Below are 24983 nucleotides of genomic sequence, written 5' to 3' on the forward strand. Positions count from 1 at the left end.
TTTATGTACTGCAACTGTACAAATTATGTCAATGCAAATTACTGTATGTTTCCCCTCTTTCATGGTCTTTTTTAAAGTTCTATCGGCCAAACGGCCTGTTAGGGCAGGGCAGTCATAGTCGGCACGGTTGCTGTAATAGCAATGAGTAAGAGCGGCAATCCCGTCAGACACTGCACGTCAAGGAGCTGCACCGTGGAAGAGAAAAACATCATCGACATCCATTGCCACACGGCCGGAATCGGCGCAGGCGGAAGCGGCTGTTTCATTTCGACCGATCTTCGTGACAGCTGGAAGTATCGCATCTACCTGAGAGCCTTCGGTGTGACCGAGAAGCAGATACTTCAGGATGGGGACGCCTTGATCATCCGGCGGCTGGCCGCCACCCTGGCGGAGTCCAGGCGCGTTGCCGCCGCGGTCGTCCTCGCCATGGACGGGGTGGTCGGCGAAGACGGCGAGCTCGACATGGAGAAGACGGAGATGTACATCCCCAACGACTTCGTGGCCGCCGAGACCGCCCGCTATCCGCACCTGCTCTTCGGTGCCAGCATCAACCCCTATCGCCGGGACGCCATCGAGCGGCTGGAGCGCGCCAAGGCCGACGGGGCGGTGCTGATCAAGTGGCTCCCCTCCATCCAGCAGATCGACCCCGCCGACCCGAGCCTGGTCCCCTTCTATCGGCGCATGGGGGAGCTCGGATTGCCGCTTTTGACCCACACCGGGGAGGAGAGCTCCTTCACCTGGACCCGCAACGAGCTGGGGGATCCGGAGCGGCTGCGGTTGCCGCTTCGGCAGGGGGTGTCGGTGATCGCGGCGCACGCGGGGAGTAACGGCAAAAACGGCGGGGAATCCAACCACGCCCGCTTCCTGCGGCTGTGCGGGGAGTTCCCGAACCTTTACGCCGACATCTCGGCCCTTACCCAGTTAAACCGCCTCGGGCACCTCTCCCGCCTGCTGGCCCATACCGAGCTGCACCCCCGTCTTCTCTACGGGACCGACATGCCCATTCTCAACACCGGCATCGTCCTCACCCCCGCCTTTCTCTTCCGGGTGCCGCTCGCCAAGTTGATTGCCATCGCAAAGATCGCCAACCCCTGGGACAGGGACGTCGCCCTCAAAAAAGCACTCGGCGTCACCCCCGAAATCCTCACCAACGATCTCTTCTCTATCCCGCAAGGAGGCATGAGATGAAAGACTCCAATGTTTCCAAGAGCCTCGGCTGGCTCAACCTGACCCAGTTCCTCGGCGCGCTCAACGACAACATCCTCAAGCTCGTGATGGTCTTCTTCCTGATCGGCAAGGGTGCCGCCAACGCCGGGACCGTTACCGCCATGACCGGCGCCGCCTTCGTGCTCCCCTTTCTCCTCTTCTCCGCTCCCGCGGGCTCCCTGGCCGACCGCTTCGCCAAGTCCCGCGTCATCGTCACCGTGAAAGAGGTGGAGGTGGCGGTCACCGTCCTGGCGGTCATCGCCCTCTTCGTCGGCTCCGAGTACGGCATCTACGCGGCCGTCTTCCTGATGGGGACCCACAGCGCCATCTTCGCCCCCGCCAAGTACGGCGCCATTCCCGAGCTGGTCGGCCAGGAGGAGCTTTCCCGGGCCAACGGGCTTTTGGAGTCCTGCACCTTCGTCGCCATCATCGTCGGCACCGGCCTCGCCTCGGTACTGGCCGGTTTGGCCGCCGGGCGCGCCTGGCTCGCCGCCTGCGCCTGCGTGGCCGTCGCCGTCACAGGTCTTTGGTCCGCCGGACGGATCCGTCCCACCGAGGCCGGCGCCCCCGGCCACCGGATCGATCTCTTCCCCGGCCATATCTTCGCCACCCTGGCCGGCATCCGCCGGGACCGGGACCTCACGCTCGCCATCGTCGGGCTCGCCTACTTCATGTTCATCGGCGCCTTTGCGCAGCTCAACCTGATCAGCTACGGCATGGAGCGCCTGGGCCTCACCGACGCCCAGAGCGGCTACCTCTTCCTGGCCGCCGCCCTCGGCATCGGCGCAGGGTCGCTCCTCGCCGCCAGGCTCTCCGGCCGCGACGTCGAGTTCGGCATCGTCCCCATCGGCGCCGCCGGGCTCACCCTGGCACCGGTCCTTTTGCACGCGGCCCCGGCCACCCTCCCGGTCTCCCTTACCATCATCGTCTTCTTCGGGATCAGCGCCGGGCTCTTCAGCCTTCCGCTGCAGACCTTCATCCAGCTGCGGGCCGAGCCGGCCAGGCGCGGCGAGGTGCTGGCCGCCTCCACCTTCGTCAACTGGGTCGCCATCCTGGTCGCCTCCGCGGTGACCTGGCTCTTCAGCGGCCCCTTGGGGCTCTCCGCCGCCCAGTCCTTCAGCCTCATCGGGGCCCTTACCCTGCTGCTCACCGTGGTCACCTTCCGGGTGCTCCCCGACTTCCTGCTCCGCTTCGTGGCACTGGTCGCCATGCGGAGCTTCTACCGCCTGCGCATCATCGGCGGCCACAACCTCCCGGTCGAGGGGGCGGCGCTCCTTATCCCCAACCACGTCACCTGGGTGGACGCCCTCCTCCTTTACGCCACCTGCCAGCGCCGCATCCGCTTCGTGCTGGAGCGGCGGATCTACAACACCCCGGTGCTTCGCTGGCTCTTCAAGCTGATGGGGGTGATCCCGGTCTCCTCCGGGGACGGCAGGAAGGAGATCCTCGAATTCATCAGGAAGGCCCGCACCGCGCTGGACGACGGCTACCTCGTCTGCATCTTCGCCGAGGGGGAGATCACCCGCAACGGGATGCTGCGCGAGTTCCGCGGCGGCTTCGAGCGGATCGTCAAGAACTCGAGCCACCCGATCATCCCGGTCTACATCGGCGGCGCCTGGGGAAGCATCCTGAGCTACGCGAACGGCAAGCTCCTCTCCCGTCCGCCGGCCCTCTCCCCGTACCCGGTCACCATCCTGTTCGGAAGCCCCATGCCGGCCGAAAGCAGCGCCGTCGAGGTGCGCCAGGCGGTGGCCGAGCTCTCCTGCGATTACTTCAACTCGAAGAAGGCCGACCGCGCACCGCTGGAGGCGCGCTTCCTCGCCACCGCCAGGAAGAACTGGAACCGCCGCGCCGTTTCCGACAGCTCCGGCAAGTCGCTCACCTACGGCCGCACCGCCGCCGCTGCCCTGGCCCTGGCCGGCCGGCTCGAGGGGATAGCCGGTGAGGCGGAGCACGTCGGCCTCCTCCTTCCCCCCAGCGTCGGCGGCGCGCTCGCCAACCTCGCCGTTTCGCTCCTCGGCAAGATCCCGGTCAATCTCAACTACACCGCCGCCGAAGGCTCGCTCCGCTCGGCGGTCAGCCAGTGCGGCATCACCACCGTGGTCACCTCCCGCGCCTTCCTGGAGAAGCTCCCTTCCCTGCCGGTCCTGCCGGGGACCGTCTACCTGGAGGACGTGGCCGGGGCCATCACCGGCCGCGAGAAGCTCCTCTCCCTTCTCAAGGCGCGCCTTCTCCCGGTGCGGCTCCTCTGCCGCCGGGAAGCCTTCCACGCCGACAGCGTCGCCGCCGTCATCTTCTCCTCCGGGAGCACCGGCGACCCGAAGGGGGTCATGCTGACCCATCACAACATCATGTCCAACATCGAGGCCCTGCGGACCGTCTTCCGCGTGAACCTAAACGACAACATCTGCGCGGCCCTCCCCTTCTTCCATTCGCTCGGCTTCACCGGCACCCTCTGGTTCCCCCTCTTGAGCGGCTTCTCGGCCGCCTACCACCCCAACCCGATGGATGGCGAGAAGATCGCCCAGATCGTGCGGGAAGAGAGATCGACCCTGCTCCTCGCCACCCCGACCTTCCTCCTCGCCTACCTGCGCCGGGCCAGTAAGGAGGACTTCGCCACCCTGAGGCTGGTGATGACCGGGGCCGAGAAGCTCAAGGGGAAGCTGGCGGACGCCTTCGAGGAGAAGTTCTCCATCCGCCCTCTGGAGGGGTACGGGGCGACCGAGCTGTCGCCGATCATCTCCCTGAACGTGCCGGACGTCGAGATCGACGGCGTGCGCCAGCACGGGGCCAAGGAGGGGAGCGTCGGGCATCCTCTCCCGGGGGTGGCCGTCAAGGTCGTCGATCTCGAGAGCGGGGCTTCTTTGAAGCCGGGCGAGGCGGGCGCCATCCTGGTGAAGGGGCCCAACGTGATGCTCGGATACCTCGGGCGGGAGGACAAGACCGCCGAGGCGGTGAAGGACGGCTGGTACGTCACCGGGGACATCGGGACCATGGACGACGACGGATTCGTCCGGATCACCGACCGGCTCTCCCGCTTCAGCAAGATCGGCGGCGAGATGGTTCCCCACGGCGCGGTGGAGGACGAGCTCCTCACCTGCGTCGGGCAGCCCGGCACCGTCGCGGTCACCGCGGTCCCCGATGAGCGCAAAGGTGAAAAGCTGGTGGTCCTCTACGTGAAGGACGCCGCCGACGCCGACCGGCTCCAGCGCTGCCTGGCTGAAAGCGCCCTCCCGAACCTCTGGAAGCCTGCCCGGGACTGCTACCTCCCCGTCGACAGCCTCCCCCTCCTCGGTACCGGGAAGCTCGACCTGCGGGCCTTGAGGGAACTCGCCCTGGCGGTAAGGGGGTAGCGGCGTCTCCACCGACGGCTCCCAAAGGGGCGCGTGGATTGCCGCGGGGCGAGCGCCGCGGAAGAGGGCGCGTGGGGAGTGAGCTTAAGGGAGGCGGCGTGGAGGGTGAAGGGTGGAGGGTGAAGGGTGGAGGGTGAAGGGTGGAGGGTGAAGGGTGGAGGGTGAAGGGTGGAGGGTGAAGGGTGGAGGGTGAAGGGTGGAGGGTGGAGATGGGCGTGGAGGGTGGAGATGGGCGTGGAGATGGGCGTGGAGATGGGCGTGGAGATGGGCGTGGAGATGGGCGTGGAGATGGGCGTGGAGATGGGCGTGGAGAGCCGGGGGGCCAACCGCGCGCGAGGGCAACGGTTCCGATATGGTAGACTTTCCCTCATGCAGTGGTGGTGCTCCCCTCTCCCTCCGGGAGAGGGTGCCCGGAGGGCGGGTGAGGGAGCCTCTTGCAGAATGGTTGAGGGCCGGGATAGCGGGCCCCGGATGGCTCCGGGACCCGGGGGAGGGTAGATGAGATCCGTATCGGCAATACTGGCAGTGGTGGCCATGCTGGCGGTCTGGCCGGCCCCGGCCTTCTCCCTGGAGACCGGGCCGTCGGTCCCAAGCTACCAGCTGAACCGGGCCGACGAGGATTACCGCTACCTGCGCGATCCCGCCAGGAGAACGGACATGTGGGACCCGGTCAAGTACCTCCCCATCGACGGCCGGGGCGACTGGTACCTGAGCCTGGGCGGGGAGGCGCGGGAGCGCTACGAGTACTTCGACAACTTCAACTGGGGAGAGCTGCCGCGGGACAACGGCTACTTCCTCCAGCGCTACTTCCTCCATGGCGATCTCCACCTGGGAGAGCGCGCGAGGCTTTTCGGGCAGCTCCAGAGCAGCCTCGAAAACGGCAGAAGCGGAGGCCCCCGCCCCTCGATCGACCGTAACGAGCTCGACCTTCACCAGGGGTTCCTGGATCTCAGCCTCCCGCTGCGAGGGGAGGGGGGACTGACCTTGCGGTCGGGGCGCCAGGAGCTCTCCTACGGCTCCCAGCGCATCGTCTCCGTGCGGGAAGGCCCCAACGTCCGCCAAAGCTTCGACGGCTTCCGCCTCATGTACCGGGCGGGAGAGGTCGCCATCGACGGCATCGCCACCCGTCCCGTCCTCAGTAACCGCCATGTTTTCGACGATTACGCGAGCCACAACCAGGCGCTGTGGGGCGTCTACTCGGTTTTTCCGCTCCCCGCCACCAAGGCGAGGACCGACCTTTACTATCTGGGCCTCTACCGCGGCAGCGCCGGCTTCGACCAGGGGCGGGCCCGCGAGACCCGGCATTCGTTCGGTGCCAGGATTTGGCGCACCGAAAAGCCTTTCGATTACAACTTCGAGTTCCTCTACCAGCTGGGGAGCTTCGACGGGGGCGACATCCGTGCCTGGACGGCGGCCTCCGACACCGGTTACCGCCTGGAAGCCCTCCCGTTCACCCCGCGCCTCGGGCTGAAGGCCGACATCGCCAGCGGCGACCATGACCCCAACAGCAGGGATCTGCAAACCTTCAACCCCCTCTTTCCGAAAGGCGCCTACTTCAGCGAAAACGGCCTGGTCGGTCCCGTCAACCTCATGAACCTCAACCCCTCGGTGGAGCTCCGTCTCCCCCGCGCCCTGACGCTGACCGCCAACTGGGACTTCTTCTGGCGGCAGAGCACCCACGACGGCCTCTACAACAATGCCGTCGTCCTGGTGAGGTCGGGGAGAAATTCCTCCGCCCGGTACATCGGCAGCCAACCGCAACTGCAGTGCGAGTGGGATGTCGATCGCCACATCTCCCTGGTCGCCATCTACGCCCACTTCCTGGCCGGGCCCTTCCTGCGCCAGTCCGGTCCCGGTGAAGACGTCGACTACGTCACCACCTGGGTCACCTACAAGTTCTGACTCCCCCCGCCTGCCGTCAACTCTCTCGCTTGTCTTACGCTTGCATTGCGCCTCTGGCGATCTTCGCCCCCGACAGTTGCTATGAGGGGGCACTGAGTTAAACTCAAAGTTAAATTTCTCTAAGAAACAATCCGGTCTTCCGATACCGCAACAACCACGGCTTGCGAAACGCTCAGGAACCGACTCATCACCACAGTATGACGCCGGACACTCATTGGCGCCTTGCGGACGCCGACAACAGAGAGCTGTTGAAAGAGAGTCTGGTACAGGAGGTCGAAGATGACAATGGCATGGAAAAAGGCGCTTGTGACAATGGGGGCAATGACGGTGCTTGTCTGGAGCGGGTGCGGTGGCGGCGGGAGTGACGGCAATGGCAACGGCAACGTCAATACGCCTGCCAGCTACCACGTTTCGGGTGCCGTCACCGTCAACGGCGCCGGCTTGGACGGCGTGTCCGTCAGCACCAGCGGCGCCACGGTAACCACCGACAGCTCAGGGGCCTACACCATCACGGGGCTCCCCAACGGCAGTTACGCCGTCACGCCGACCAAATCCGGTTACTTCTTCTCTCCGGCGAGCATCCCGGTCACCGTCCAAGGGGCCAACGTGACCGGGCTGAATTTCACCGCTACCGTGGACTCCGCCAGCGTGGTGGCGAGCTCGTTTTCCACCGGCGACGAGGGGTGGAGAATTGCCGGCGACGCGCAGGGGACCTCCACGTTGCCGACCTACCGGGCAACGGGCGGGAGTCCCGGAGGGTACCTCGAGGCGGTGGACAACGCCGACGGTATCACCTGGTACTGGGTGGCGCCGGCCCAGTTCCTGGGGGACGACTCTTCCTCATACGGCAAAACCCTCGAGTTCGATCTGCGCCAGTCCAACACCCAGAGTCAGTACGCCGACCACGACGTCATCCTGATCGGAGGCGGAATCACCCTCACCTATGACACGCTTCCGCATCCGCAAACCACCTGGACCCACTACAACATTCCTCTCACCGAGAGCGGCTGGAAGAACGGAACTGCCGATGCAACGAGGGCGGATTTCCAGACCGCGCTGGCCGCCGTCACCTCTCTTTCCATCCGCGGTGAATTCGTGGTCGGTCCCGACACCGGCGGATTGGACAACGTAAGGCTCTTCAAATAGCAAGTCGCCGGCCGGTGGGCCTTCCGTCGTGTCACGGCATCCCGGGGAACTCGATCTCGTCGATGCTTCGGAAGAGCCTGCCGCCGGTGCATTCGATGAAGTGGAGCACCTGGAGATTGATCGGAATCCCGGCGAAGTCGCCGGAGTCGCGCCGGTCGGTCCTCAGCCCGTAGCATGTCTTCCCCAGGCCGCAGCCAAAGCCGACCTCGCTGGCGGTTCCCGAATCAACCTCCGCCCCGTCAAGGACGGCGAAGACGATGTCGGCCCCCCTGATCCCCTCGGCGTTGCAGCGGCCGATCTCGTCGGCAACCTGCTGCAGGGCGGCTATCCGCTTGCCGTAGTCGGCAATGGCCAGCGCCGCGTCGATCTTCCCGGCAAACTGGGCCTGCGCCCAGGGATCGAAGATGTCGAAAGAGAGCGAGGCGAGCTTGGCCTTCACCTTCTCCAGGTAGGCTGACAGTTCCGGGCTGAAACCCAAAGGCGATGCGAGGTAGATGGTTCTTCTCTTCTGCATGAAAGCTCCGTTTGCTTGGACTGACGGTGTTGGCCGAGACGAACGATAGCCGAGAACTCTCACGAAATCCATCGCAAATGCACGGCAAGGCGACCGACTGTTCAGAGAACGTAGTGGCAGTACCCTCCGTAGCGATCCTTTTGACAAGTTCAGTCAATTTGTAAATCCTTCTGGCCGAAGGGGAGGTGGAGCTATGTGCTGGCACCTCGCCATGGAAAACGCCGAGAAGACGCTGAAATCCCCCACTGGCACCTGAAGCTCCCACAAGCAGATCTACCTCGGCTTCAAGAGGAGCAGTACAAGGCATGGCACAGCACGAAGTAAGCAACGAAATCCTCAAAAAATTTCATCTTTTCTACGACAACTTTCCCTTTCCGGTCATCCTCGTGCACAAGGACCGGACCACCCTGGACATGAACCGCAAGGCAACCGAGGTCGGCTACCAGACCGGGATACGCTGCGTGGATATGGGCAAAAAGGAGTTCCACAAGGACTGCCTGGCCAATAAGGCGCTGAGGGAGGGGACCACCACCCGTCTCGTCGCCTACTTCGATTTCACCGGAACGGTGCTGGACTCGTACTGGATCCCGCTGGCAGGAAGTGATGAGCTCTACGTGCACTACGGTGCGGACATAACGGAATGGGCCTCGGAGCGGCTTTTGCCGAAGCAGTGTGACGCCGCCTCCGACTGCGCCTCCTGCAGTTGCGGGTGACTCCCCGCGCCGGCAGAGATGCTCGCCGTGAACGTACCAACCCGGTTTGACGTAAAAAGCCCCTGGCGATTGCCGGGGGCTTTTTCTCTGTAACGAACAGTCGGCCACCGCTTCGTGCCTATCCTGCCGCCATCCCTGCCATCGTGTCAGTTGGCGAAGATGAGCCCGCTCAACTCGTTGTCGGCGCGGCGGATGAAGCGCGGGAAATCCGCCTCCTCCAGGGCAGCCATCTCCCCGAGGGTGACGCTCTTGAAGGTGTCCAGCTCGCTTTCGCAGCTGTTGTAGGTCGTGTTGTAGAAGGCCATGCTCTTTTCCTTGGCAAGCCCCATTTCCAGGAGCCGCCGCGCCCCCTTCCTGATCAGCTTCAGCTTCCGATGCAGGTCCTCCTCGTCCTTCACCGACCACACCCCGAGGTAAATCGGGCTGCCGACGTTCCTCACGTCCCCGATCAGCTCCCCCCTGAGGAGCTCGTCGCGGTCCTTCCCCAGGTAGGGAAGGAAGTCGACGTGCTCGACCAGCCTGCGGTCGGCGGTGAAGAAATTGCCGGTCTCGGGATCGAGGGTGAAGACCATGGTGCGGCCGATGGCCTGGCCGTAGCTTTGGAAAAGGACGTCCCGGTACTGGTCGCAGGGGACCTGTTCCCGTAAGAACGCCTCGTTTCTGGCGATCCGCCTGGTGATCCCGAGGAGCCAGGACCTGATCTGGGGATGCTCGATGCGGCAGGCCTTAAGCTCCTCCTTGAGGAGGTCGAAGGAATGGGTACCGGTGCGGTAGTGGAGGATCCCCCGGTAGATGTCGCGGATGTTGTTATGGGTGCTGAAATGGTAGATGAGGTCGAAGCTGAAGAGCTCCATCTGGCGCAGCTGCCAGATGAAGGCGGAGATCTCGGTCCTGCTGCTCTCCTTGCCGATGCCGATCTTCCTGGTCGACTTGATGAACCTGATGTACTTGGACCAGAGATCGGTAAGGAGCATCGATTCCTTCGACCGGTTGGCCCGGAGGGAGATGGTCCACCTGGTGAATTCGTCAGCCGCACTCTCGACCTGGATCCGGTCGGCCCCGAAGGTGGAAAAGACCTGGATGGTGCCGATTCCCTCGCCGTTTTCCTTGGTGGTCTTCCCGACGAAGAGCGGCACCCGGTCAGGTCCGAGCTCTAGCCGCTTTTTTTCGATCCCCGTCCCGTTGTCGGTGATGGCCAGGGTGACGGTATCCTCCTGCTGCTCGAGGGTGAACTCGATGAGCCCCTTCCTTCCGGTTGTTTTGATGGCGTCGACCGCGTTGGAGACGATATTGATGAGGGCGCGGCTGAAGGCGGAATAGCTGCCGCTCACCGGCTCGACCTTCCCCTTCAAGGTGAACCTCACCTCGCAACCGTTGTCCACCGCCTCCACGTAAGGGATCACCCGCTCGGTGATCAGCTCCTTCAGCGAAACCTTGTGGGATAGGTGGACGCTGTCCTCGTAGGTGTTCAGCGTGTTGACGAGGGCGGTGCTCTCGCGGGTGATGTCCTCGGCCATCTTGTTGAAATTGTCCACCGACAGCATGGAGGCCATGTCGAAGAGCACCCTGAGCGATTTCTTCACGTCGTGGCGGACCTTGGAGAGCTCCTCGTTGGCCGAGGTTTCCGGACGTTTGGCCGAGGCTGCCGTCACCCGCAGCGTTCCCGCCGTGATCGACATCCGGTGGAACTTCATCTTCCGGAAGACGATGGTCTCGTCGATGGTGAACCCTTTGCTGCGGAAGAAATCGATGGAGCTGATGAGCTTGTCCCAGACGAAGAGGTAGATCTGGGCGTCGGGGGGGACGGAGTCGGCCAGATGGCCGGCGAGGGAGGTGCCGATCCCCTTTCCCCTCCCGAAGGGGCTCGTCACCTGGCGGTAGAGATGGAACTTCTTGCGGTCCGGCGTGGCGTAGACCAGGAGGTAGCCAAGGAGCTCACCCTTCTCCTCCCACACGAGGCTGTGGTCGTAGTCGAGGTCGAGCGCCTTGTCGAGGATGTAGGGGGAGGGGATCAAGAGCGAGTCGATGTTCAAAAGCGGCATCCGCCAGATCGCCTTCTCGTGCTCGGGGGTGAGCTTCTTGATGTACGGATAGCCCGTCGTCGTCATTTCCACCTGTACCCTCACCTCCGATACCATGCATCGCCGCTGTGCGACGTCCTAATTTAGCATGGAGGTGCCGGTATAACAACAACGGCAAAGGGGCCTGCATCAAGTCGCCTACCTTCAGGGCATGCATGGATTCTCTCCGGAATCTGTCGCTGGTGTCATACGCGCCCCCTTTTCGGCCACCCGGCCACGACCGGCTGTCTTTAATTAGCGAAAAGGTTGACGTAACCAGCTAATTCTTGCTGTCAACGACAGACGCCGGCCTTGGTGCCTCGCCGGGAGATGGCCAAGTCTGGGGATGGGGCACAACGGGAAGCGGTACAACGGTAAGAGTAGTTTAAGGTGCAAAGGGAGGGGTGTTAGGAGTAGAGTATGACGTTGAGACTTTATCAGGGGAGGTGCATATGACGGACGACGCTCAAGGACTGGCAGGGATTGGCGATATCACCTCGAAGCTCCAGGCAGGCATGGCCGGTTCACCAGCATCCGGCACGGACATTGGGGCGCTGCTCGGGCACATGAACATGACCACGATCATGATCAGCCTGCTGGCGGGGCTGATCGGGTCCGCCTATCTCATGTACGGGAAGAAGACCAGCAACCTCAAGATGGCACTGACCGGCATCGCCCTCTGTGTCGTGCCGTACTTCATCACCAACGCCATCGTGCTGGTGGTCTCCTGCATCGCCATGGCAGCCGTCCCCTTCATCTGACCCGATCGACTCTCAACCGGTGAAAAACGTTTGGCAACGAGAAACGGGAAAAGGCCAGCGGCAAGTGCCGCTGGCCTTTTTTAATGGCGCGCCCGAAGAGATTCGAACTCCTGACCCCCAGATTCGTAGTCTGGTGCTCTATCCAGCTGAGCTACGGGCGCAATCTATTGGATGTGACGAGGGAAGGAAAAAAGAAGGCTCACAGTTTCCTGTGAGCCTTCTGTGTTAGATGGCTCCCCAACCCGGACTCGAACCAGGGACATGGTGATTAACAGTCACCCGCTCTACCGACTGAGCTATTGGGGAATAGATCAGCAAGTTGTTAACCTTGCAGCTCCCGACGTCCCGGCGGGCCGGTGCATCAAAGAGAACCGTTATATAACACAGGGTATTTTACGTGTCAACATTTTATGTTCGTCTTTTTTGTACTGATTGACTTCGACCGCTCGCCGGGCCTATATTCATGCTCTACTATCCGTCACCGGAAGGAAGGCATGGATATCAAAGCATCGACCAAAGAGGATCTTTACCGCCTCGCCTCGGCCCTCGCCTGCATCACGGTCGCCTACAATCTCGTGGAAGGGATGGTCTCCGCCTGGTTCGGCTTCGGCGACGACTCCCTCGCGCTCTTCGGCTTCGGCCTCGATTCCTTCGTGGAGGTGGTCTCAGGCGCCGGCATCTGGCACATGGTGCGCCGCCAGCGGTCGAACCCGCAGGAGGAGCGGGACCGGTTCGAGCGGACCGCGCTGAGGATCACCGGCTACTGCTTCTACCTCTTGGCAGTGGGGCTTCTCGTCTCGGGTGCCTACGACATCTACAGCGGCCACGCTCCCAAGACCACCTTCTGGGGGATCGTCGTCTCCTGCGTTTCCATCCTGTCCATGTGGCTCCTCATCCACTACAAGGTCGAGGTCGGCAGGGCCCTGGATTCGAAGGCCATCATGGCGGACGCCGCCTGCACCCGGGTCTGTCTTTACCTTTCAGGGATCCTGCTCGCCTCCAGCGCCGGATACAGCCTCACCGGGATCGGCTGGCTCGACTCGGTAGGTGCGCTCGGGATCTCCTGGTTCTGCTATCGGGAAGGGAAGGAAGCGCTGGAAAAGGCGGCGGGACTTACCTGCTCGTGCAGTTGCGGCTGTAAAAATTAGACAACGCCGGCAGGGGAGCCTGCCTGAAGGAGGGAAGGGATGACCAAGGCAGTTTCTTTCGTGGCGAAATCGGGGACCGGGAAAACGACCCTGCTGGAAAAAGTGATCGGGGAGATCAAGAGCCGCGGTTACCGGGTCGGGGTCATCAAGCACGATGCCCACCGCTTCGACATCGACCATCCAGGCAAGGACAGCTACCGCCTCACCGCGGCCGGCGCCGACACCATGCTGATCTCCTCCCCGGAGAAGCTCGCCATGGTCAAGAAGCACCGCGAGTCACCTCCCATCGAGGAGCTGGTGGCGACCTATTTCGGGGACGTCGACATCGTCCTCACCGAGGGATTCAAAATGAGCGGGATGCCCAAGATCGAGGTCCATCGAAAGGAGCGGAGCGCGACGCTTCTTTGCCGAGGCGATCAGCATGACGACACCCTGATCGCGGTGGCAAGCGACGAATCGCTGGATCTCGACGTCCCGGTGCTCGACCTGAACGATCCGGCGCAGGTCGCCGATTTCGTGATAGAAACCTTCCTCCGCTAGCCGAAGAGCCGCCGGGCTCCTCAAAAGAACTGTCCAGGGGACTGGCTCCGTAAGGTGCCAGTCCCCTTTCTTTTGGAGGGCGCCATCTGTCGCTGCTGCCGGCACTCCTTCCCCTTCAAGCCGGTTCCCTTTTAAGCCGGGGTCACCTTGATGCGGGGCGCCTGCAGGCGGCGCGCCACGATGGAACGGTGCCGCGAGCGAAGCTCCGCCATGTTTCCCTCCAAAAAAGAAACGAGCGAGCGGTCCGGCAGTTGGGCCAGGTAGAGGTCCGAGAGCTGTCCCATGTACTGGTTGTAGCTCTTGGTCGAGGAGCCGTGCGCGTAGTTGCGCCCCGGGAAGCGGCGGATGTCGCCGTCGAAGGCGGGGGAGATGTGGTAGAGCTCGTGGAAGATGGTGATCAGCTTCTCTTTGAGCGGCAGCTCGAGGAAGCGGGGGACCAGGAAGTAGACCACGTAGAGGATCTCTTCTCCCTGGTGGATGATGGTCGGCATGGTGCAGGTCACCGCCCGGCGGCCGCGCCGGCGGCAGACCGACTTCTCACCCCCTTCGAAACGGAGGGGATGGATCTTGGCGAGGCTTCCTCCGGCACTGGGACGGCCGGAGGAAACGCAGACCAAGAGACGTTCGGGGATGATGTGGGAAAACTCGGGGGTGCGGGCGATGATGTCGCGGATCAGCCCTTCCAGCTCGGCGGTCAGGTTCAGCGTTCCACCCAACGATCAGACCCCGGCGAGCTTGAGCTTGTGGCAGAACAGGCAGCGCATCGGGCCGTCCTTCGGCTTGACCGGATGCTTGGCGGGGAAGGGGACGCCGCCGGGGCCCACGAAATGGCAGGCGGGGCAGCCCTTGTCGACTTCCATCTTGCTCTGGGTCTTCTTGAAGAGGTCGTAGGAGGCCTGGTGGTTGCTGTCCAGCGGGACGCGCTTGGTCTTCTCTTCGCCGGAGATGGCGTAGAAGACGATGATGACGGCCGCGACGAGGGCGATGAAGATCCAGTCTTGCTTTCTGATGCTCATGCAATTCCTCCGGGAGTTAAGCTTCGGGGGAGGATAACCGCCCGGAGGTCAAAATTCAAGCAAAACAATGGGTCCTGTCGCTCCCAAACGCTCGTCCTATGACGCGCAGCCGATGGCGCCGTTGTGCTGGGGGTGAGCGGGAATCACGATCTCCATCCCGCACTCGGCGGCGAGAAGCTTGATCATGGCGCCGTTGAGCGCCACCCCGCCGGTGATCACCAGCTTGGGGGAGGGGAAGCGCTTGAGCATCGGCATGACCCGCTTGACCAGGGTGAGGTTTACCCCCGCGCAAAGGCGCGAGAGCGGGTAGCCGCGCAGGATCTGGCCGATCAGCTCGCTCTCTCCGAAGATGCCGCAGGTGGCGTCCAGGGGGATCGGGTCCTCGGAGTGGGAGGAGAGCTCGTCGAGGCTCACCTCCAAGACGGCGGCCATGTTCTCCAGGTAGCGGCCGCTGGAGGCCGCGCACTTGTCGTTCATCACGAAATCCTGGAGCCTTCCCCCGCAGACCTGCGCCACCTTGGTGTCCTGCCCCCCCATGTCGAGCATGGTGAAGTCGGCCAGCCCGGTCTGGGCCTTGGCACCGGTCACGTGGGCCTTGATCTCGGAGATCACCCGCGCCCCGTGGAGGTTGATGCTGTTTCTTCCGTAGCCGGTCACCGTGATCTCGGCCCGGGTCAACTCATCGGCCGTGAAGATGCCGCTTCCCGCCAGGTCCAGGGAGAGCTCGTCCCCCACCATGCTCCCGTACCTCTTGTAAAAGGAGATGGTGTCCTGGTCGGCCAGCCGGACTATCTCATGCCCGTCGAGGAGCGCGAACTTGGCCTTGCGGCTCCCGAGGTCGATTCCTATCCTGAGATTCTTGGTCACGTTATCGTTTACTCCTGCTCTCTGTCGAGAGTTCCCGGAGGCACCATGGATGCGAAATCTTTGGAAATTTTTCGCCTCCGCCTTGCCTAACCAACGGGGGGCATGTAACATTTTTGTGGCCGAAAGGGCGAAGGGGGAGGCTAGAGGCGGTCCTCCAGCAGCTCCAGGAACCCTTCGATACGGATCTTGGTCCTAGCGTCCACCTCGCTCGGTTTGTCCCCCTCGAGGGTGAGGATCGGGAGCTGGATGCTTTGCCTCAACACCATATCCTCCATCTGCCGGAAACAAAACGATTGCACATAGTGGATGACGCCGTCCACCCGGCGCCGTTTCAATTCCCGGACGATGTCCTCGATGCGGTGAAAGATGTCGTAGGGGTAGGTGTAGGCCCGGTACTGCTCCACCATGTCGGTCACTGCGTAGGGCATGGAGAACTGGCGCTGGGTCTCGTTGAACACCACCCGGGCGTCGTGCTCCTCGAGGAAACGGTAGAGACCGGAAACGATGGGGGGAACCCCCAGGTAGGCCAGGCGGATCCGCTCCTTGCGGGGCGGCCGAAGAAGGGCCTTGGCGAGGAAGTCGTCGACCTCGGCCTCGAAGGCCGCGGGGTCTCCGTTCATGTCGGAGGTGCAGACCTGGAAGTAGTGGTTCTCTTCGCCGGTGACGCGATCCTCCTCCCAAGTCAGGCGGTCGATCTCGTGGACCTTGGCGCGGATCCCGTCCAGGCGGCGCTTGGCCTCGTTGACCTCCTCCCAGCCGACACCCAGGTGGGCCATCAGGTTCTCGATCTCCACCTTGAGCTTGGCGGCGTCCCTTCCCGCCGGATAGGCGAAGGGGTGGACCCGGATCCCCTTGAGGGAGAGGAGCTCCATGAGCGCCTTGGTATAGCTGCAGTCCCCCTCGGTCACCCCGATCATCTCGTTGATGCCGCTGGCGAGCACCGCGCTGTAGATCCCTTTGATCCAGGCGCAGACGTTGCGGGGAAGCCCTGCCAGTTCCGCCTCGTCGATCATGGAGACGCTTGCGGGATCGGTTATGAATATGTTGTTGAGGTCGACGGGGCGTGCGCCGGCGGCGACAAGCACCTCGAGCGGGATGGTGGACGTAAAGCCGATTTTCTGCAAGGTTGAATTACTCCGACTTGATGAAATAGAGGTAGATCAGGACTGCACCGATGGCCAGGGCGCCGAAGGCGAAGGGGAGGGTGGAGGAGACCGAGAGGCTGTCGCCCTCGGCGGGCATGGTGTACCGAATCAGGATCAGGATGGAGGCGCTGGCAAAAAGAAGGCTCAGGACGAACTTCGAGCGCACCACGACCGCATAGAAGGCCACCACCAAAAAAATCCCGACAAACCAGGGATTGCTGATGGCGCTCTTAACCGTCAGGGTCTTCAATGAGGCGACCATGTTTTCTGTTTCGAACGGGGTGAGGATGGTTCGGATTTTGTCGACAAGAGCGGTTTGATCCATGCAGGCCCTCCACGTTTTTACTAGATTATAGAGATATCCTGTATTTGGCAAGCCCAACTGTAAGAAAGGGGCCTCTCTTTACAGGAGAATGCGGATTTTATCGTTGGTTACCTTTATATGAAGGAGGGGACACTCATGGAGGAACTCAAAGCTACTCCCTTGCGGGTCCAGCACGAGGGGCTCAAGGCGCTCATGGCCCCTTTCGGCGGCTGGCTCATGCCGATCCAGTACGAGGGAATCCTCGCCGAGCACAGGTGGTGCCGGGAGCAGGCGGCCCTTTTTGACATCTGCCACATGGGCGAGTTCCTTTTCAAGGGTGACCTGGTGGCGGGTGGTCTCGAGGACGTCTTCACCTTCTCGGTCAAGGGGATTCCGGTCGGGCGCTCGCGCTACGGCTTCCTCCTCAACGAGCGGGGGGGGGTGATCGACGACCTGATCGTCTTCCGGCTGGGTGAGGACGAGGTGATGATCGTGGTCAACGCCGCCACCACCGGCAACGACCTCTCCGTCATCCGCTCCCGCCTCAAACCGGGCGCCCAGTTGACCGACATCTCCGCCCGCACCGCGAAAGTGGACCTGCAGGGGCCGCTCTCCCGCGACGTGCTGGTGGACGTGATCGGTCCCCAGGTCGCCGACATCCCCTTCTTCAAATTCATCCGCACCAAGGTGCTCGGTGCCGACGCCCTGGTGAGCCGCACCGGCTATACCGGCGAGCTCGGCTACGAGATCTTCCTCCCCACCGAGAAGGTCGCCGAGCTTTGGGAACGTCTCCTCAAGGACCCGCGCGTGAAACCCGCCGGCCTCGGGGCCCGCGACCTGCTCCGGCTGGAGGTGGGATACTCCCTCTACGGAAACGACCTCGACGACCAGACGACGCCGCTGGCCGCCGGGCTCTCCTCCTTCGTGAACCTGGACAAGAGCTTCGTCGGGAAGGAAGCCCTCCTGGAGGAGCAGCGCCAGGGGGCGGCCATGGTGAAGATCGCCTTCAAGGGGACTTCCCGCCGCTCGCCGCGCCATCACTACGACATCTTCCGGGAGGGGGTCAAGGTCGGCACGGTCACCAGCGGCGCCTTCTCTCCCATGCTCGGGGTCGGCATCGGCCTGGGCTTCGTAAAACCGGAGGCCGCCAAGCCCGGTACCGCCATCACCATCAGGCAGGACCGGGTCGAGATAGAGGCCGAGGTGGTGGAGCTTCCCTTCTACTCGGGGGGCTCGCTCAGGTCGTGAGCCAGGCAAAAAAACCGCCCTCACCCGGCCTGCGGCCACCCCCTGAAGGGGCGAGGGTTTAATCTTAGGGCCCGCGCCCACCTCCCCCTGAAGGGGCGAGGGCATCGGTTCCCCCCTTTGCGAAGGGGGACAGGGGGATTTCCAACCTATCGATCCATTGATTTCACATCCAAAAAGGGAGGGTTACCAGATGGCAAAGCACTACACGAGGGAGCACGAGTGGGTTTCGGTAAGCGGAACGGCGGCGACGGTCGGCATCAGTGCCCATGCGGCGCATGAGCTGGGCGACATCACCTTCGTCGAACTTCCCCAGGCGGGGAAAACGGTGAAACAGTTCGATACCCTGGCCGCGATCGAATCGGTCAAGGCAGCCAGCGACATCTACGCACCCCTCTCCGGCAAGGTGGTCGAGGTCAACAGCCGGCTCGACGAGGCCCCGGAGCTGGTCAACCAGAGCGCCGAGGATGCCGGCTGGATCTGCAAGCTGGAGGCGAGCGACCTGGGCGAGCTGGGCGTCCTCATGGACGAGGCGGCCTACCAGGAGTTCGTGAAAGGGCTCGTGTGATGGGGTACTCTCCTAACACGCCGGAGGAGATCCGGGAAATGCTCGAGGTGATCGGGGCGGGGAGCGTCGAGGAGCTCTTCTCCGCGATCCCCAAGGAGTTGAGGGCCAAGTCCTTCGACCTCCCACCCGGAGTCTCCGAGTTCGAGCTGATGGGGATCATGCGGGAGAAGGCCTCCACCGGAGGGTGCGGCATCACCCCCTTCATCGGCGGCGGCCTCTACGACCACATCATCCCGGCGGCCGTGGACCACCTCGCCTCCCGCGCCGAGTTTTACACGGCCTACACCCCCTACCAGCCGGAATGCTCACAGGGGACCCTTCAGGCGCTCTTCGAATACCAGACCGCCATCTGCCGGCTGACCGGCATGGAGTCCTCCAACGCCTCCCTCTACGACGGCGGCACCGCGGTTGCCGAGGCCGCCCTGATGGCCTTCCGCATCACCGGGCGGCACCAGGTGGTCTTGGACGAATCGGTCAACCCCTTCTACCGCGAGGTGGTGCGGGGGTACCTCGCCAGCGTCGCGGAGCAGGTCACCGAGGTCGCCTCTCTTGGGTGCGGCTCCGATTTCGACATGCTCTACGGAGCCGTCACCGACCAGACCGCGGCCGTCATCGTGCAGAACCCGAACTTCTTCGGCACCGTCGAGGACTTCACCGCCCTGGCGGAGAAGGCGCATCGGCACGGCGCCCTCCTCGTCGTCTGCAGCTATCCGATCGCGCTCGGCCTCATCAAGAGCCCGGGCGAGATGGGGGCGGACATCGTCGTCGGTGAGGGGCAAAGCCTCGGCAACCACCTCTCCTTCGGAGGCCCCTACTTCGGGTTCATCACCACCTTGAAGAAGTACATCAGGAACCTCCCGGGGAGGATCGTCGGGGAGACCGTCGACAAGGACGGCCAGCGCGGCTACGTCCTCACCCTGCAGGCCCGCGAGCAGCACATCAAGAGGCAGAAGGCCACCTCCAACATCTGCTCCAACCAGAGCCTCTGCGCCCTGCGCGGTATGATCTTCACCGCCGCCCTCGGCAGGAAGGGGTTCGAGGAGCTGGCGGCGCTCAACTACGACAAGGCCGAGTACGCCCGCGGGGTGCTCTCCGCCATCGACGGGGTGAGCGTGGTCAACGCCGGGACCACCTTCAACGAGTTCGTGCTCTCGCTCCCGAAACCGGCCGCCCCGGTGGTCGAGCGGCTTTTGGCGTCCGGTGTCGCCGCCGGATTCCCGCTGGGGAGCTTTTACCCCGACATGGAGAACGCCCTGGTGGTGACGGTAACCGAGAAGAGGACCAAGGCCGAGATCGACCGGCTGGCCTCTCTCCTGCAGGAGGCCCTATGGAGCTGATCTACGAGAAATCGGTCCCCGGCCGCGTCGGGGTCCGCATCCCGGTGGCCGACATCCCCCGCACGACCGGCGGCTTCCCGGCCGAGCTCAGGCGCTGCGAGCCGGCCGCCTTCCCCGAGGTGAGCGAGCTCGACCTCGTGCGCCACTACACGAACCTCTCCCGCCGCAACTTCTCCGTGGATACCAACTTCTATCCGCTCGGCTCCTGCACCATGAAGTACAACGCCAAGGTCATGGAGAACGCCGCGGCCCTCTTCGCCGGCTGCCATCCCGTGGTGGCGCTGCTTCCCGGCGGTGAGAAGCTCGTCCAGGGGCCGCTGTCGCTCATCTGGGAGCTGGAGCGCCAGTTGGCCGAGATCACCGGGATGGACGAGGTGACCACCCAGCCGCTGGCGGGCGCCCATGGGGAGATGACCGGCATCATGCTGATCGCCGCCTACCACAAGGCGCGCGGCCAGAAGAGGAAGTACGTGATCGTCCCGGACTCCTCCCACGGGACCAACCCGGCCTCGGCAGCCATGGCCGGATACGAGATCATCACCATCCCGACCGCCCCCTACGGTGACATGGACCTCGACGCCTACCGCGCCGCCATGAACGACCAGGTGGCGGCGGTCATGATGACCTGCCCGAACACCCTCGGCCTCTTCAACCCCTACATCGCCGAGGTCTGCCGGATCGCCCACGAGGCGGGGGCGCTCACCTACTACGACGGCGCCAACCTCAACGCCATCCTCGGCAAGGTCCGTCCCGGCGACGTCGGCTTCGACGTCATTCACGTCAACCTCCACAAGACCTTCGGCACTCCCCACGGCGGGGGCGGCCCGGGGAGCGGCCCGGTCGGGGTGCGCGCCGGTCTCATCCCCTACCTCCCCACCCCGCGGGTGGTGAAGAAGGCGGATGGGAGCTTCGCGGTGGAGGCCCATCCCGAGGGGATCGGCAGGGTCTCCGACTTCTTCGGCAACTTCGGGATCATGGCCCGCGCCTTCGGCTACATCACGCTCCTCGGGCGCGAGGGGCTCATCGAGGTGAGCGAGCAGGCGGTGTTGAACGCCAACTACCTGATGGCCCGGCTCAAGGAGGAGTACGACCTCCCCTTCGACCAGACCTGCATGCACGAGTGCGTCTTCTCCGCGGCGCGCCAGGCCAAGCAAGGGGTTCACGCCATCGACGTCGCCAAGTACCTGATCGACCGGGGTTTCCATCCCCCCACGGTCTACTTCCCGCTCAACGTCAAGGAGGCCATCATGATCGAGCCGACCGAGACCGAGAGCAAGCAGACCCTCGACTCCTTCATCGCGGTGATGATCGAGGCGGCGCGCTGCGCCAAGGAGTCGCCGCAGGAGCTGCTGGACGCTCCCGTCACCACCCCGGTCGGCAGGCTCGACGAGACGAGGGCCGCCCGCGCCTTGCAGGTCTGCTGCGAATAAGGCATACTCCCTTTTCGACCCCTCCCTCCACCCCCTCCTGCGGAGGGGGAACGGTTCCCTCCCCTTCAAGGGGGGGCAGGGTGAGGATGGGGCGGTCGGACGGCGTTTGAGGGGGACCTCCTTGGAGATGAAAACTACTGCGCCCCTCTGGCGGCTGGTGGACACCGGACCGCTGGAGGGGGCAGCCAACATGGCGGTGGACGAGGCCCTTCTCACCTGCTTCAGGGCGGGTGCATCCCTGCCGGTGCTGAGGCTGTACGGCTGGGCCCCTCCCACCCTTTCGCTGGGGCGCTACCAGGAGGCGGCCGCCTCCCTCGATCTCGGGCTCTGCCGGGCCGAGGGGGTACCGGTCGTCCGCAGGATGACCGGCGGAGGGGTGATCTACCACGCCGATGAGCTCACCTACAGCATCGTCTGCTCCCCCGCCGACGCCGGCGAGGGGGGCGTCAAGGCCGGCTTCCGCCGGCTCTGTTCGTTTCTCATCGAGGGGTATCGCCGGCTCGGGCTCGACCCCGGGTTCGCCGTCGACCATGCCCCCCAGGGGGAGCGCCTGGGGGAACGGACCTCCTTCTGCTTCGCCGGGAAAGAGGAATACGATGTCCTGGTGGGTGGGCGCAAGGTGGGTGGCAACGCCCAGCGCCGCTTGAGGGAGGCGATCCTGCAGCACGGCTCGATCCCGCTGATAAACCGGGTGGCGGACGGGGTCCGCTTCCTGGCCGGACCGGCCCCCGGTGCCGAGAGCGCGGTGAGCCTTGCCGAGCTCGGCATCGTTCCCGGGGCCGGGCGGCTGAAAGAAATTCTGGTAGAATCCTTCGAGGCCGTCATGGGCGCCCGCCTGGTGCCGGGACCGCTGACCGAAGCGGAGCGGGAACTGGCATCCCGGCTGGAACGGGAGAAGTATCGAGGCGTACCCTGGACCCTCCAGGGCGCGAAGGAGGGCGAACGGTGCCCGAAGACGACATGAGCCGGTTCGTTCCGGACTTTCCATCGCTGCTGGGAGGACTGAGCCTCGAGGCGCTTCAGGAGGAGGCGGGCGCGGTCTTCGGTCTGCTTCCCGATCTCACCATCGGCTATCTCAATGCCGGCTGGTTCCGGTTCGCCGCCGACAACGGAGGCGAGCCCGCCATCTCGGAAAGGTTCGGCCTCGGGACTTACATAGGGAGCGCCATCGACGGAGAGGCCAGGGATTTCTACCTTGAGCGCTTCGAGTCCGCGTTGCGAAGCGGGGAGGTGTGGCGGCACGAGTACGAGTGCTCAAGCGATGCCGTCTTCCGCTCCTTCCACCAGACGGCGTACCCTCTGGCCGGTCAGGCGGGCCTCGTGGTGGTCAACAGCCTCCTGATCGAGAGGCCGCACGATGTCGCGGAACGTCCGCCGCAACCGCCGCTGGTCGACCACTACTGCAACGAGCACGGACTGATCAGCCAGTGCAGCAACTGCCGGCGCGTCCACAGAAGGGCGAACCCGGAGCGCTGGGACTGGGTCCCCGCCTGGGTGGCCCGCATGCCCGAGAACATCACCCATACCTTCTGCCGGACCTGCTTCGAGTATTATTTCCTGCGCAGTGCCCGTTGATGCCGCATGAAACTTCCCCACGAGGAGAACCGCAAGCCGATGGACCCCCTCCGTAAACCCTCCTGGCTGCAGAAAAAGATGACCCCCTCCGCCCACGCCGAGATGGAGGGGCTCTTGAGCGAGCTTCGTCTGAACACCGTCTGCCAGCAGGCCCGCTGCCCGAACATCAGCGAGTGTTTCAAGAACCGCCAGGCCACCTTCCTCATCCTCGGCAAGATCTGCACCCGGCTCTGCACGTTCTGCAACGTCAGCAAGGAGATCCCCCTCCCCCCCGACCCCGACGAACCGGCCCAGGTGGTGGAAGCGATTCGCCGGCTGAAGCTCTCCCACGTGGTGATCACCAGCCCCACCCGGGACGATCTGGCCGACGGAGGCGCCTCCCTTTACGCCGCGACCGTCACTGCCATCCGCGAGGGGGCCCCGGGGACCAGGGTCGAGCTCCTGATACCCGATTTCGCCGGGAAGGATGACGCCCTGGCCGCGGTGATCGCATCCGCCCCCGACATCCTGGCCCACAACGTGGAGACGGTACCGCGGCTGTACCACATCCGCTCGGGGGCCGACTATCGCCGCTCACTCCACCTCCTGGCCGAGGCGCGGCGGCTGGCCCCCGATGCCAAGACCAAGTCGGGGTTGATGCTGGGGTTGGGAGAGCGCGAGGAGGAGCTCTTCGCGGTGCTGGAGGATCTGGTTAAGGCGGGGTGCTCGTACCTGAGCCTGGGACAGTATCTGGCGCCCAGCCGGGCGCACCATCCGGTCGAGCGCTACGTGGAGCCGGAGCTCTTCGACCGCTACCGGGAACGGGCGCTGGCGATGGGATTCCTGCATGTGGAGAGCGGGCCGTACGTACGGAGCTCCTACCATGCGGAGCAGTACCTCCCCCATCCTCACCTTTGAGGGGAGGGCGCAGCTATCCCCTCGCCCCTTTAGGGAAGGGGTAGGGGTAGGGGGGAGGGAGGTTTTAAATCCTGCCCTCACCCGGCCATCGGCCACCCTCTCCCCCAATGGGGGCGAGGGGTAAGTTCAGGTTCCCTCCCCTTCAAGGGGAGGGACCGGGTGAGGATGGGGGCGAAGATCGGGCGGGAGTTTTGCTGAAACAAGAAAGGGGAGTGGCGCATACAAGTCGCCACTCCCCTTTTTGCTGTTACCGGAAGAAAGCTTCCTCCCCTCCCTTTTACGGCTCGGCCAGCAGCCGCCTGACGGTGTCCTCGATCGCCTTGGCCGTCTGGTCGGAGTACCCCTGGAACTTCTCTGCCACCATCCCGCGCTTGTTGATCACGTAGATGGTCGGGATGGAGCGCAGCCCGTAATCGGTCTGCATGTCCTCCCCCCCCATGGCGACGGGATAGTTTATCCTGCGCGCGGCGATGAAATCTTTCACCTCACGGTCGCTTCCCTCGTCCACGCTCACCCCGAGGATCTGCAACCCCTGGCGGCCGTACTTGCGGTTCAGGTCGATCAGGTGCGGGATCGATTCCCGGCACGGAACGCACCAGGTGGCGAAGAAATCCATCACCAGCACGTATCCTCGGTAGTTGTTGAGGGTGATCGCCTGACCTGAGGTGGTGGAGAGCTTGATCTGGGGAGCCTTGTCCCCCTTTTGGAGGATGGCGGCTGCCGGCTGGATCGAGATCAGCAGGCCGGCAACCGCGAGCGGGAGTACCTTACAGAAAAACTTTCTGAACGGGATCTGCTTCTTCATTTTAGAGCGCCTTCTTGATCAGGGCCTCCAGCTGGGTTTTCGGGATGGCACCAACCACCTGGTCAAGCACCTTGCCGTCCTTGATCAGGATCACGGTCGGGATGCCGCGCACCCCGTACTTCCCGGGGGTGGCCGGGTTGTCGTCCACGTTGACCTTTCCGACCTTGACGCGGCCTTCGTACTCGGAAGCTACTGCGTCGATGAGCGGCGCGATGGCTTTGCAGGGGGCGCACCAGGTGGCCCAGAAGTCTACCAGGACGGGAATTTCGGACTGGAGAACCTCTTTCTCGAAGTTGTCGTCGGTGAACGTAAGTACGTTTTCGCTGGCCATGTAACCGTCTCCTTTAATAAAAAAAGTGAGTATTACTATAAATGAGCGGTCGAAAAAATCAAGGGGGTAATTTCTCCGTGATTTTGCGGTTTTGCCGAACGGTAATCCTGCTAACTCGTT

24 protein-coding genes and 2 tRNA genes are annotated in these 24983 nt (G+C 63.7%); 15 read left to right on the forward strand and 11 right to left on the reverse strand.

What is annotated here, in order from left to right; all coding sequences use genetic code 11:
* The first annotated feature begins 192 nt into the window (after nucleotides 1-192).
* The 4 genes from ACYVL5_RS09125 to ACYVL5_RS09140 all read left to right on the forward strand — a co-directional run bounded on the left by ACYVL5_RS09125 (nucleotide 193) and on the right by ACYVL5_RS09140 (nucleotide 7607).
* A complete protein-coding gene (locus ACYVL5_RS09125) occupies nucleotides 193-1188 on the forward strand; it encodes an amidohydrolase family protein (protein ID WP_460595254.1) in 996 nt (331 codons plus the stop codon).
* Nucleotides 1185-4559: an acyl-[ACP]--phospholipid O-acyltransferase gene (locus tag ACYVL5_RS09130; protein ID WP_460595255.1), complete on the forward strand. Its 3375-nt coding sequence runs from the start codon at nucleotides 1185-1187 to the stop codon at nucleotides 4557-4559. Before ACYVL5_RS09125 ends, ACYVL5_RS09130 begins: the two co-directional genes overlap by 4 nt.
* Nucleotides 4560-5057: 498 nt before the next feature.
* Nucleotides 5058-6461 carry an alginate export family protein gene (locus ACYVL5_RS09135; RefSeq protein ID WP_460595256.1) on the forward strand — a complete coding sequence of 468 codons (1404 nt, stop codon included), beginning with the start codon at nucleotides 5058-5060 and terminating at the stop codon, nucleotides 6459-6461.
* Between the two features lie 279 nt (nucleotides 6462-6740).
* Nucleotides 6741-7607 (forward strand): laminin B domain-containing protein, encoded by an 867-nt coding sequence (locus tag ACYVL5_RS09140; protein WP_460595257.1) that lies wholly within the window; start codon nucleotides 6741-6743, stop codon nucleotides 7605-7607.
* Between the two features lie 31 nt (nucleotides 7608-7638).
* Here ACYVL5_RS09140 and ACYVL5_RS09145 read toward each other — a convergent pair whose 3' ends face one another.
* Nucleotides 7639-8121, reverse strand: a complete 483-nt coding sequence (locus ACYVL5_RS09145) for a nucleoside 2-deoxyribosyltransferase (protein WP_460595258.1) — start codon at nucleotides 8119-8121, stop codon at nucleotides 7639-7641.
* 305 nt (nucleotides 8122-8426) lie between these two features.
* Here ACYVL5_RS09145 and ACYVL5_RS09150 point away from each other — a divergent pair, with 305 nt between their 5' ends.
* A complete protein-coding gene (locus ACYVL5_RS09150) occupies nucleotides 8427-8834 on the forward strand; it encodes a PAS domain-containing protein (RefSeq protein ID WP_460595259.1) in 408 nt (135 codons plus the stop codon).
* A gap of 146 nt (nucleotides 8835-8980) precedes the next feature.
* On the opposite strand, the gene ACYVL5_RS09155 is transcribed toward ACYVL5_RS09150, so the two are convergent.
* Nucleotides 8981-10942 carry a GNAT family N-acetyltransferase gene (locus ACYVL5_RS09155; RefSeq protein WP_460595337.1) on the reverse strand — a complete coding sequence of 654 codons (1962 nt, stop codon included), beginning with the start codon at nucleotides 10940-10942 and terminating at the stop codon, nucleotides 8981-8983.
* Between the two features lie 404 nt (nucleotides 10943-11346).
* On the opposite strand from ACYVL5_RS09155, the gene ACYVL5_RS09160 reads away from it, so the two are divergent.
* Complete coding sequence (locus ACYVL5_RS09160) at nucleotides 11347-11655, forward strand: hypothetical protein (protein WP_460595260.1); 309 nt, start codon at nucleotides 11347-11349, stop codon at nucleotides 11653-11655.
* An 84-nt stretch (nucleotides 11656-11739) separates the two neighbouring features.
* Here ACYVL5_RS09160 and ACYVL5_RS09165 read toward each other — a convergent pair.
* Together ACYVL5_RS09165 and ACYVL5_RS09170 are read right to left on the reverse strand one after the other, a co-directional pair.
* A tRNA-Arg gene (locus ACYVL5_RS09165) sits at nucleotides 11740-11816 on the reverse strand.
* 69 nt (nucleotides 11817-11885) lie between these two features.
* Nucleotides 11886-11961 (reverse strand) — tRNA-Asn (locus ACYVL5_RS09170).
* Between the two features lie 188 nt (nucleotides 11962-12149).
* Between ACYVL5_RS09170 and ACYVL5_RS09175 the strand changes: the two genes are divergently transcribed.
* Both ACYVL5_RS09175 and mobB read left to right on the forward strand, forming a co-directional pair.
* Nucleotides 12150-12803 carry a cation diffusion facilitator family transporter gene (locus ACYVL5_RS09175; RefSeq protein WP_460595261.1) on the forward strand — a complete coding sequence of 218 codons (654 nt, stop codon included), beginning with the start codon at nucleotides 12150-12152 and terminating at the stop codon, nucleotides 12801-12803.
* Between the two features lie 39 nt (nucleotides 12804-12842).
* Nucleotides 12843-13343 (forward strand): molybdopterin-guanine dinucleotide biosynthesis protein B, encoded by a 501-nt coding sequence (gene mobB / locus ACYVL5_RS09180; RefSeq protein ID WP_460595262.1) that lies wholly within the window; start codon nucleotides 12843-12845, stop codon nucleotides 13341-13343.
* Between the two features lie 131 nt (nucleotides 13344-13474).
* On the opposite strand, the gene ACYVL5_RS09185 is transcribed toward mobB, so the two are convergent.
* From ACYVL5_RS09185 to ACYVL5_RS09205, 5 genes are all read right to left on the reverse strand, one after another.
* Nucleotides 13475-14059, reverse strand: coding sequence for a putative metallopeptidase (locus ACYVL5_RS09185; RefSeq protein ID WP_460595263.1), 585 nt, complete (start codon nucleotides 14057-14059; stop codon nucleotides 13475-13477).
* A gap of 3 nt (nucleotides 14060-14062) precedes the next feature.
* Nucleotides 14063-14359, reverse strand: a complete 297-nt coding sequence (locus ACYVL5_RS09190) for a cytochrome C (RefSeq protein ID WP_460595264.1) — start codon at nucleotides 14357-14359, stop codon at nucleotides 14063-14065.
* A gap of 96 nt (nucleotides 14360-14455) precedes the next feature.
* Nucleotides 14456-15226 (reverse strand): acyl-CoA dehydratase activase, encoded by a 771-nt coding sequence (locus ACYVL5_RS09195; RefSeq protein ID WP_460595265.1) that lies wholly within the window; start codon nucleotides 15224-15226, stop codon nucleotides 14456-14458.
* Nucleotides 15227-15366: 140 nt separating this feature from the next.
* Nucleotides 15367-16350 (reverse strand): 2-hydroxyacyl-CoA dehydratase family protein, encoded by a 984-nt coding sequence (locus ACYVL5_RS09200; protein ID WP_460595266.1) that lies wholly within the window; start codon nucleotides 16348-16350, stop codon nucleotides 15367-15369.
* 7 nt (nucleotides 16351-16357) lie between these two features.
* On the reverse strand, nucleotides 16358-16696 hold the full coding sequence (locus ACYVL5_RS09205; RefSeq protein ID WP_460595267.1) for a hypothetical protein: 339 nt from the start codon (nucleotides 16694-16696) through the stop codon (nucleotides 16358-16360).
* A 135-nt stretch (nucleotides 16697-16831) separates the two neighbouring features.
* On the opposite strand from ACYVL5_RS09205, the gene gcvT reads away from it, so the two are divergent.
* The 7 genes from gcvT to lipA all read left to right on the forward strand — a co-directional run bounded on the left by gcvT (nucleotide 16832) and on the right by lipA (nucleotide 23727).
* A complete protein-coding gene (gene gcvT, locus ACYVL5_RS09210) occupies nucleotides 16832-17923 on the forward strand; it encodes an aminomethyltransferase family protein (RefSeq protein WP_460595268.1) in 1092 nt (363 codons plus the stop codon).
* Nucleotides 17924-18113: 190 nt separating this feature from the next.
* Complete coding sequence (gene gcvH / locus ACYVL5_RS09215) at nucleotides 18114-18488, forward strand: glycine cleavage system protein H (protein ID WP_460595269.1); 375 nt, start codon at nucleotides 18114-18116, stop codon at nucleotides 18486-18488.
* Entirely contained in the window at nucleotides 18488-19825 is a 1338-nt protein-coding gene (gene gcvPA / locus ACYVL5_RS09220) for an aminomethyl-transferring glycine dehydrogenase subunit GcvPA (protein ID WP_460595270.1), read from the forward strand. Before gcvH ends, gcvPA begins: the two co-directional genes overlap by 1 nt.
* Nucleotides 19816-21255: a glycine dehydrogenase subunit 2 gene (gene gcvPB / locus ACYVL5_RS09225; protein WP_460595271.1), complete on the forward strand. Its 1440-nt coding sequence runs from the start codon at nucleotides 19816-19818 to the stop codon at nucleotides 21253-21255. Before gcvPA ends, gcvPB begins: the two co-directional genes overlap by 10 nt.
* Before the next feature lie 127 nt (nucleotides 21256-21382).
* Nucleotides 21383-22219: a lipoate--protein ligase family protein gene (locus ACYVL5_RS09230; protein WP_460595272.1), complete on the forward strand. Its 837-nt coding sequence runs from the start codon at nucleotides 21383-21385 to the stop codon at nucleotides 22217-22219.
* Nucleotides 22201-22830, forward strand: a complete 630-nt coding sequence (locus ACYVL5_RS09235) for a hypothetical protein (RefSeq protein ID WP_460595273.1) — start codon at nucleotides 22201-22203, stop codon at nucleotides 22828-22830. Before ACYVL5_RS09230 ends, ACYVL5_RS09235 begins: the two co-directional genes overlap by 19 nt.
* Nucleotides 22831-22869: 39 nt before the next feature.
* Nucleotides 22870-23727, forward strand: a complete 858-nt coding sequence (lipA, locus tag ACYVL5_RS09240; RefSeq protein WP_460595338.1) for a lipoyl synthase — start codon at nucleotides 22870-22872, stop codon at nucleotides 23725-23727.
* Between the two features lie 277 nt (nucleotides 23728-24004).
* Here lipA and ACYVL5_RS09245 read toward each other — a convergent pair whose 3' ends face one another.
* Nucleotides 24005-24532 (reverse strand): TlpA family protein disulfide reductase, encoded by a 528-nt coding sequence (locus tag ACYVL5_RS09245; RefSeq protein ID WP_460595274.1) that lies wholly within the window; start codon nucleotides 24530-24532, stop codon nucleotides 24005-24007.
* Between the two features lies 1 nt (nucleotide 24533).
* Nucleotides 24534-24863, reverse strand: coding sequence for a thioredoxin family protein (trxA, locus tag ACYVL5_RS09250; RefSeq protein ID WP_460595275.1), 330 nt, complete (start codon nucleotides 24861-24863; stop codon nucleotides 24534-24536).
* Nucleotides 24864-24983 lie beyond the last annotated feature (120 nt).

The sequence above is a fragment of the Geomonas sp. Red276 genome, assembly GCF_054784495.1.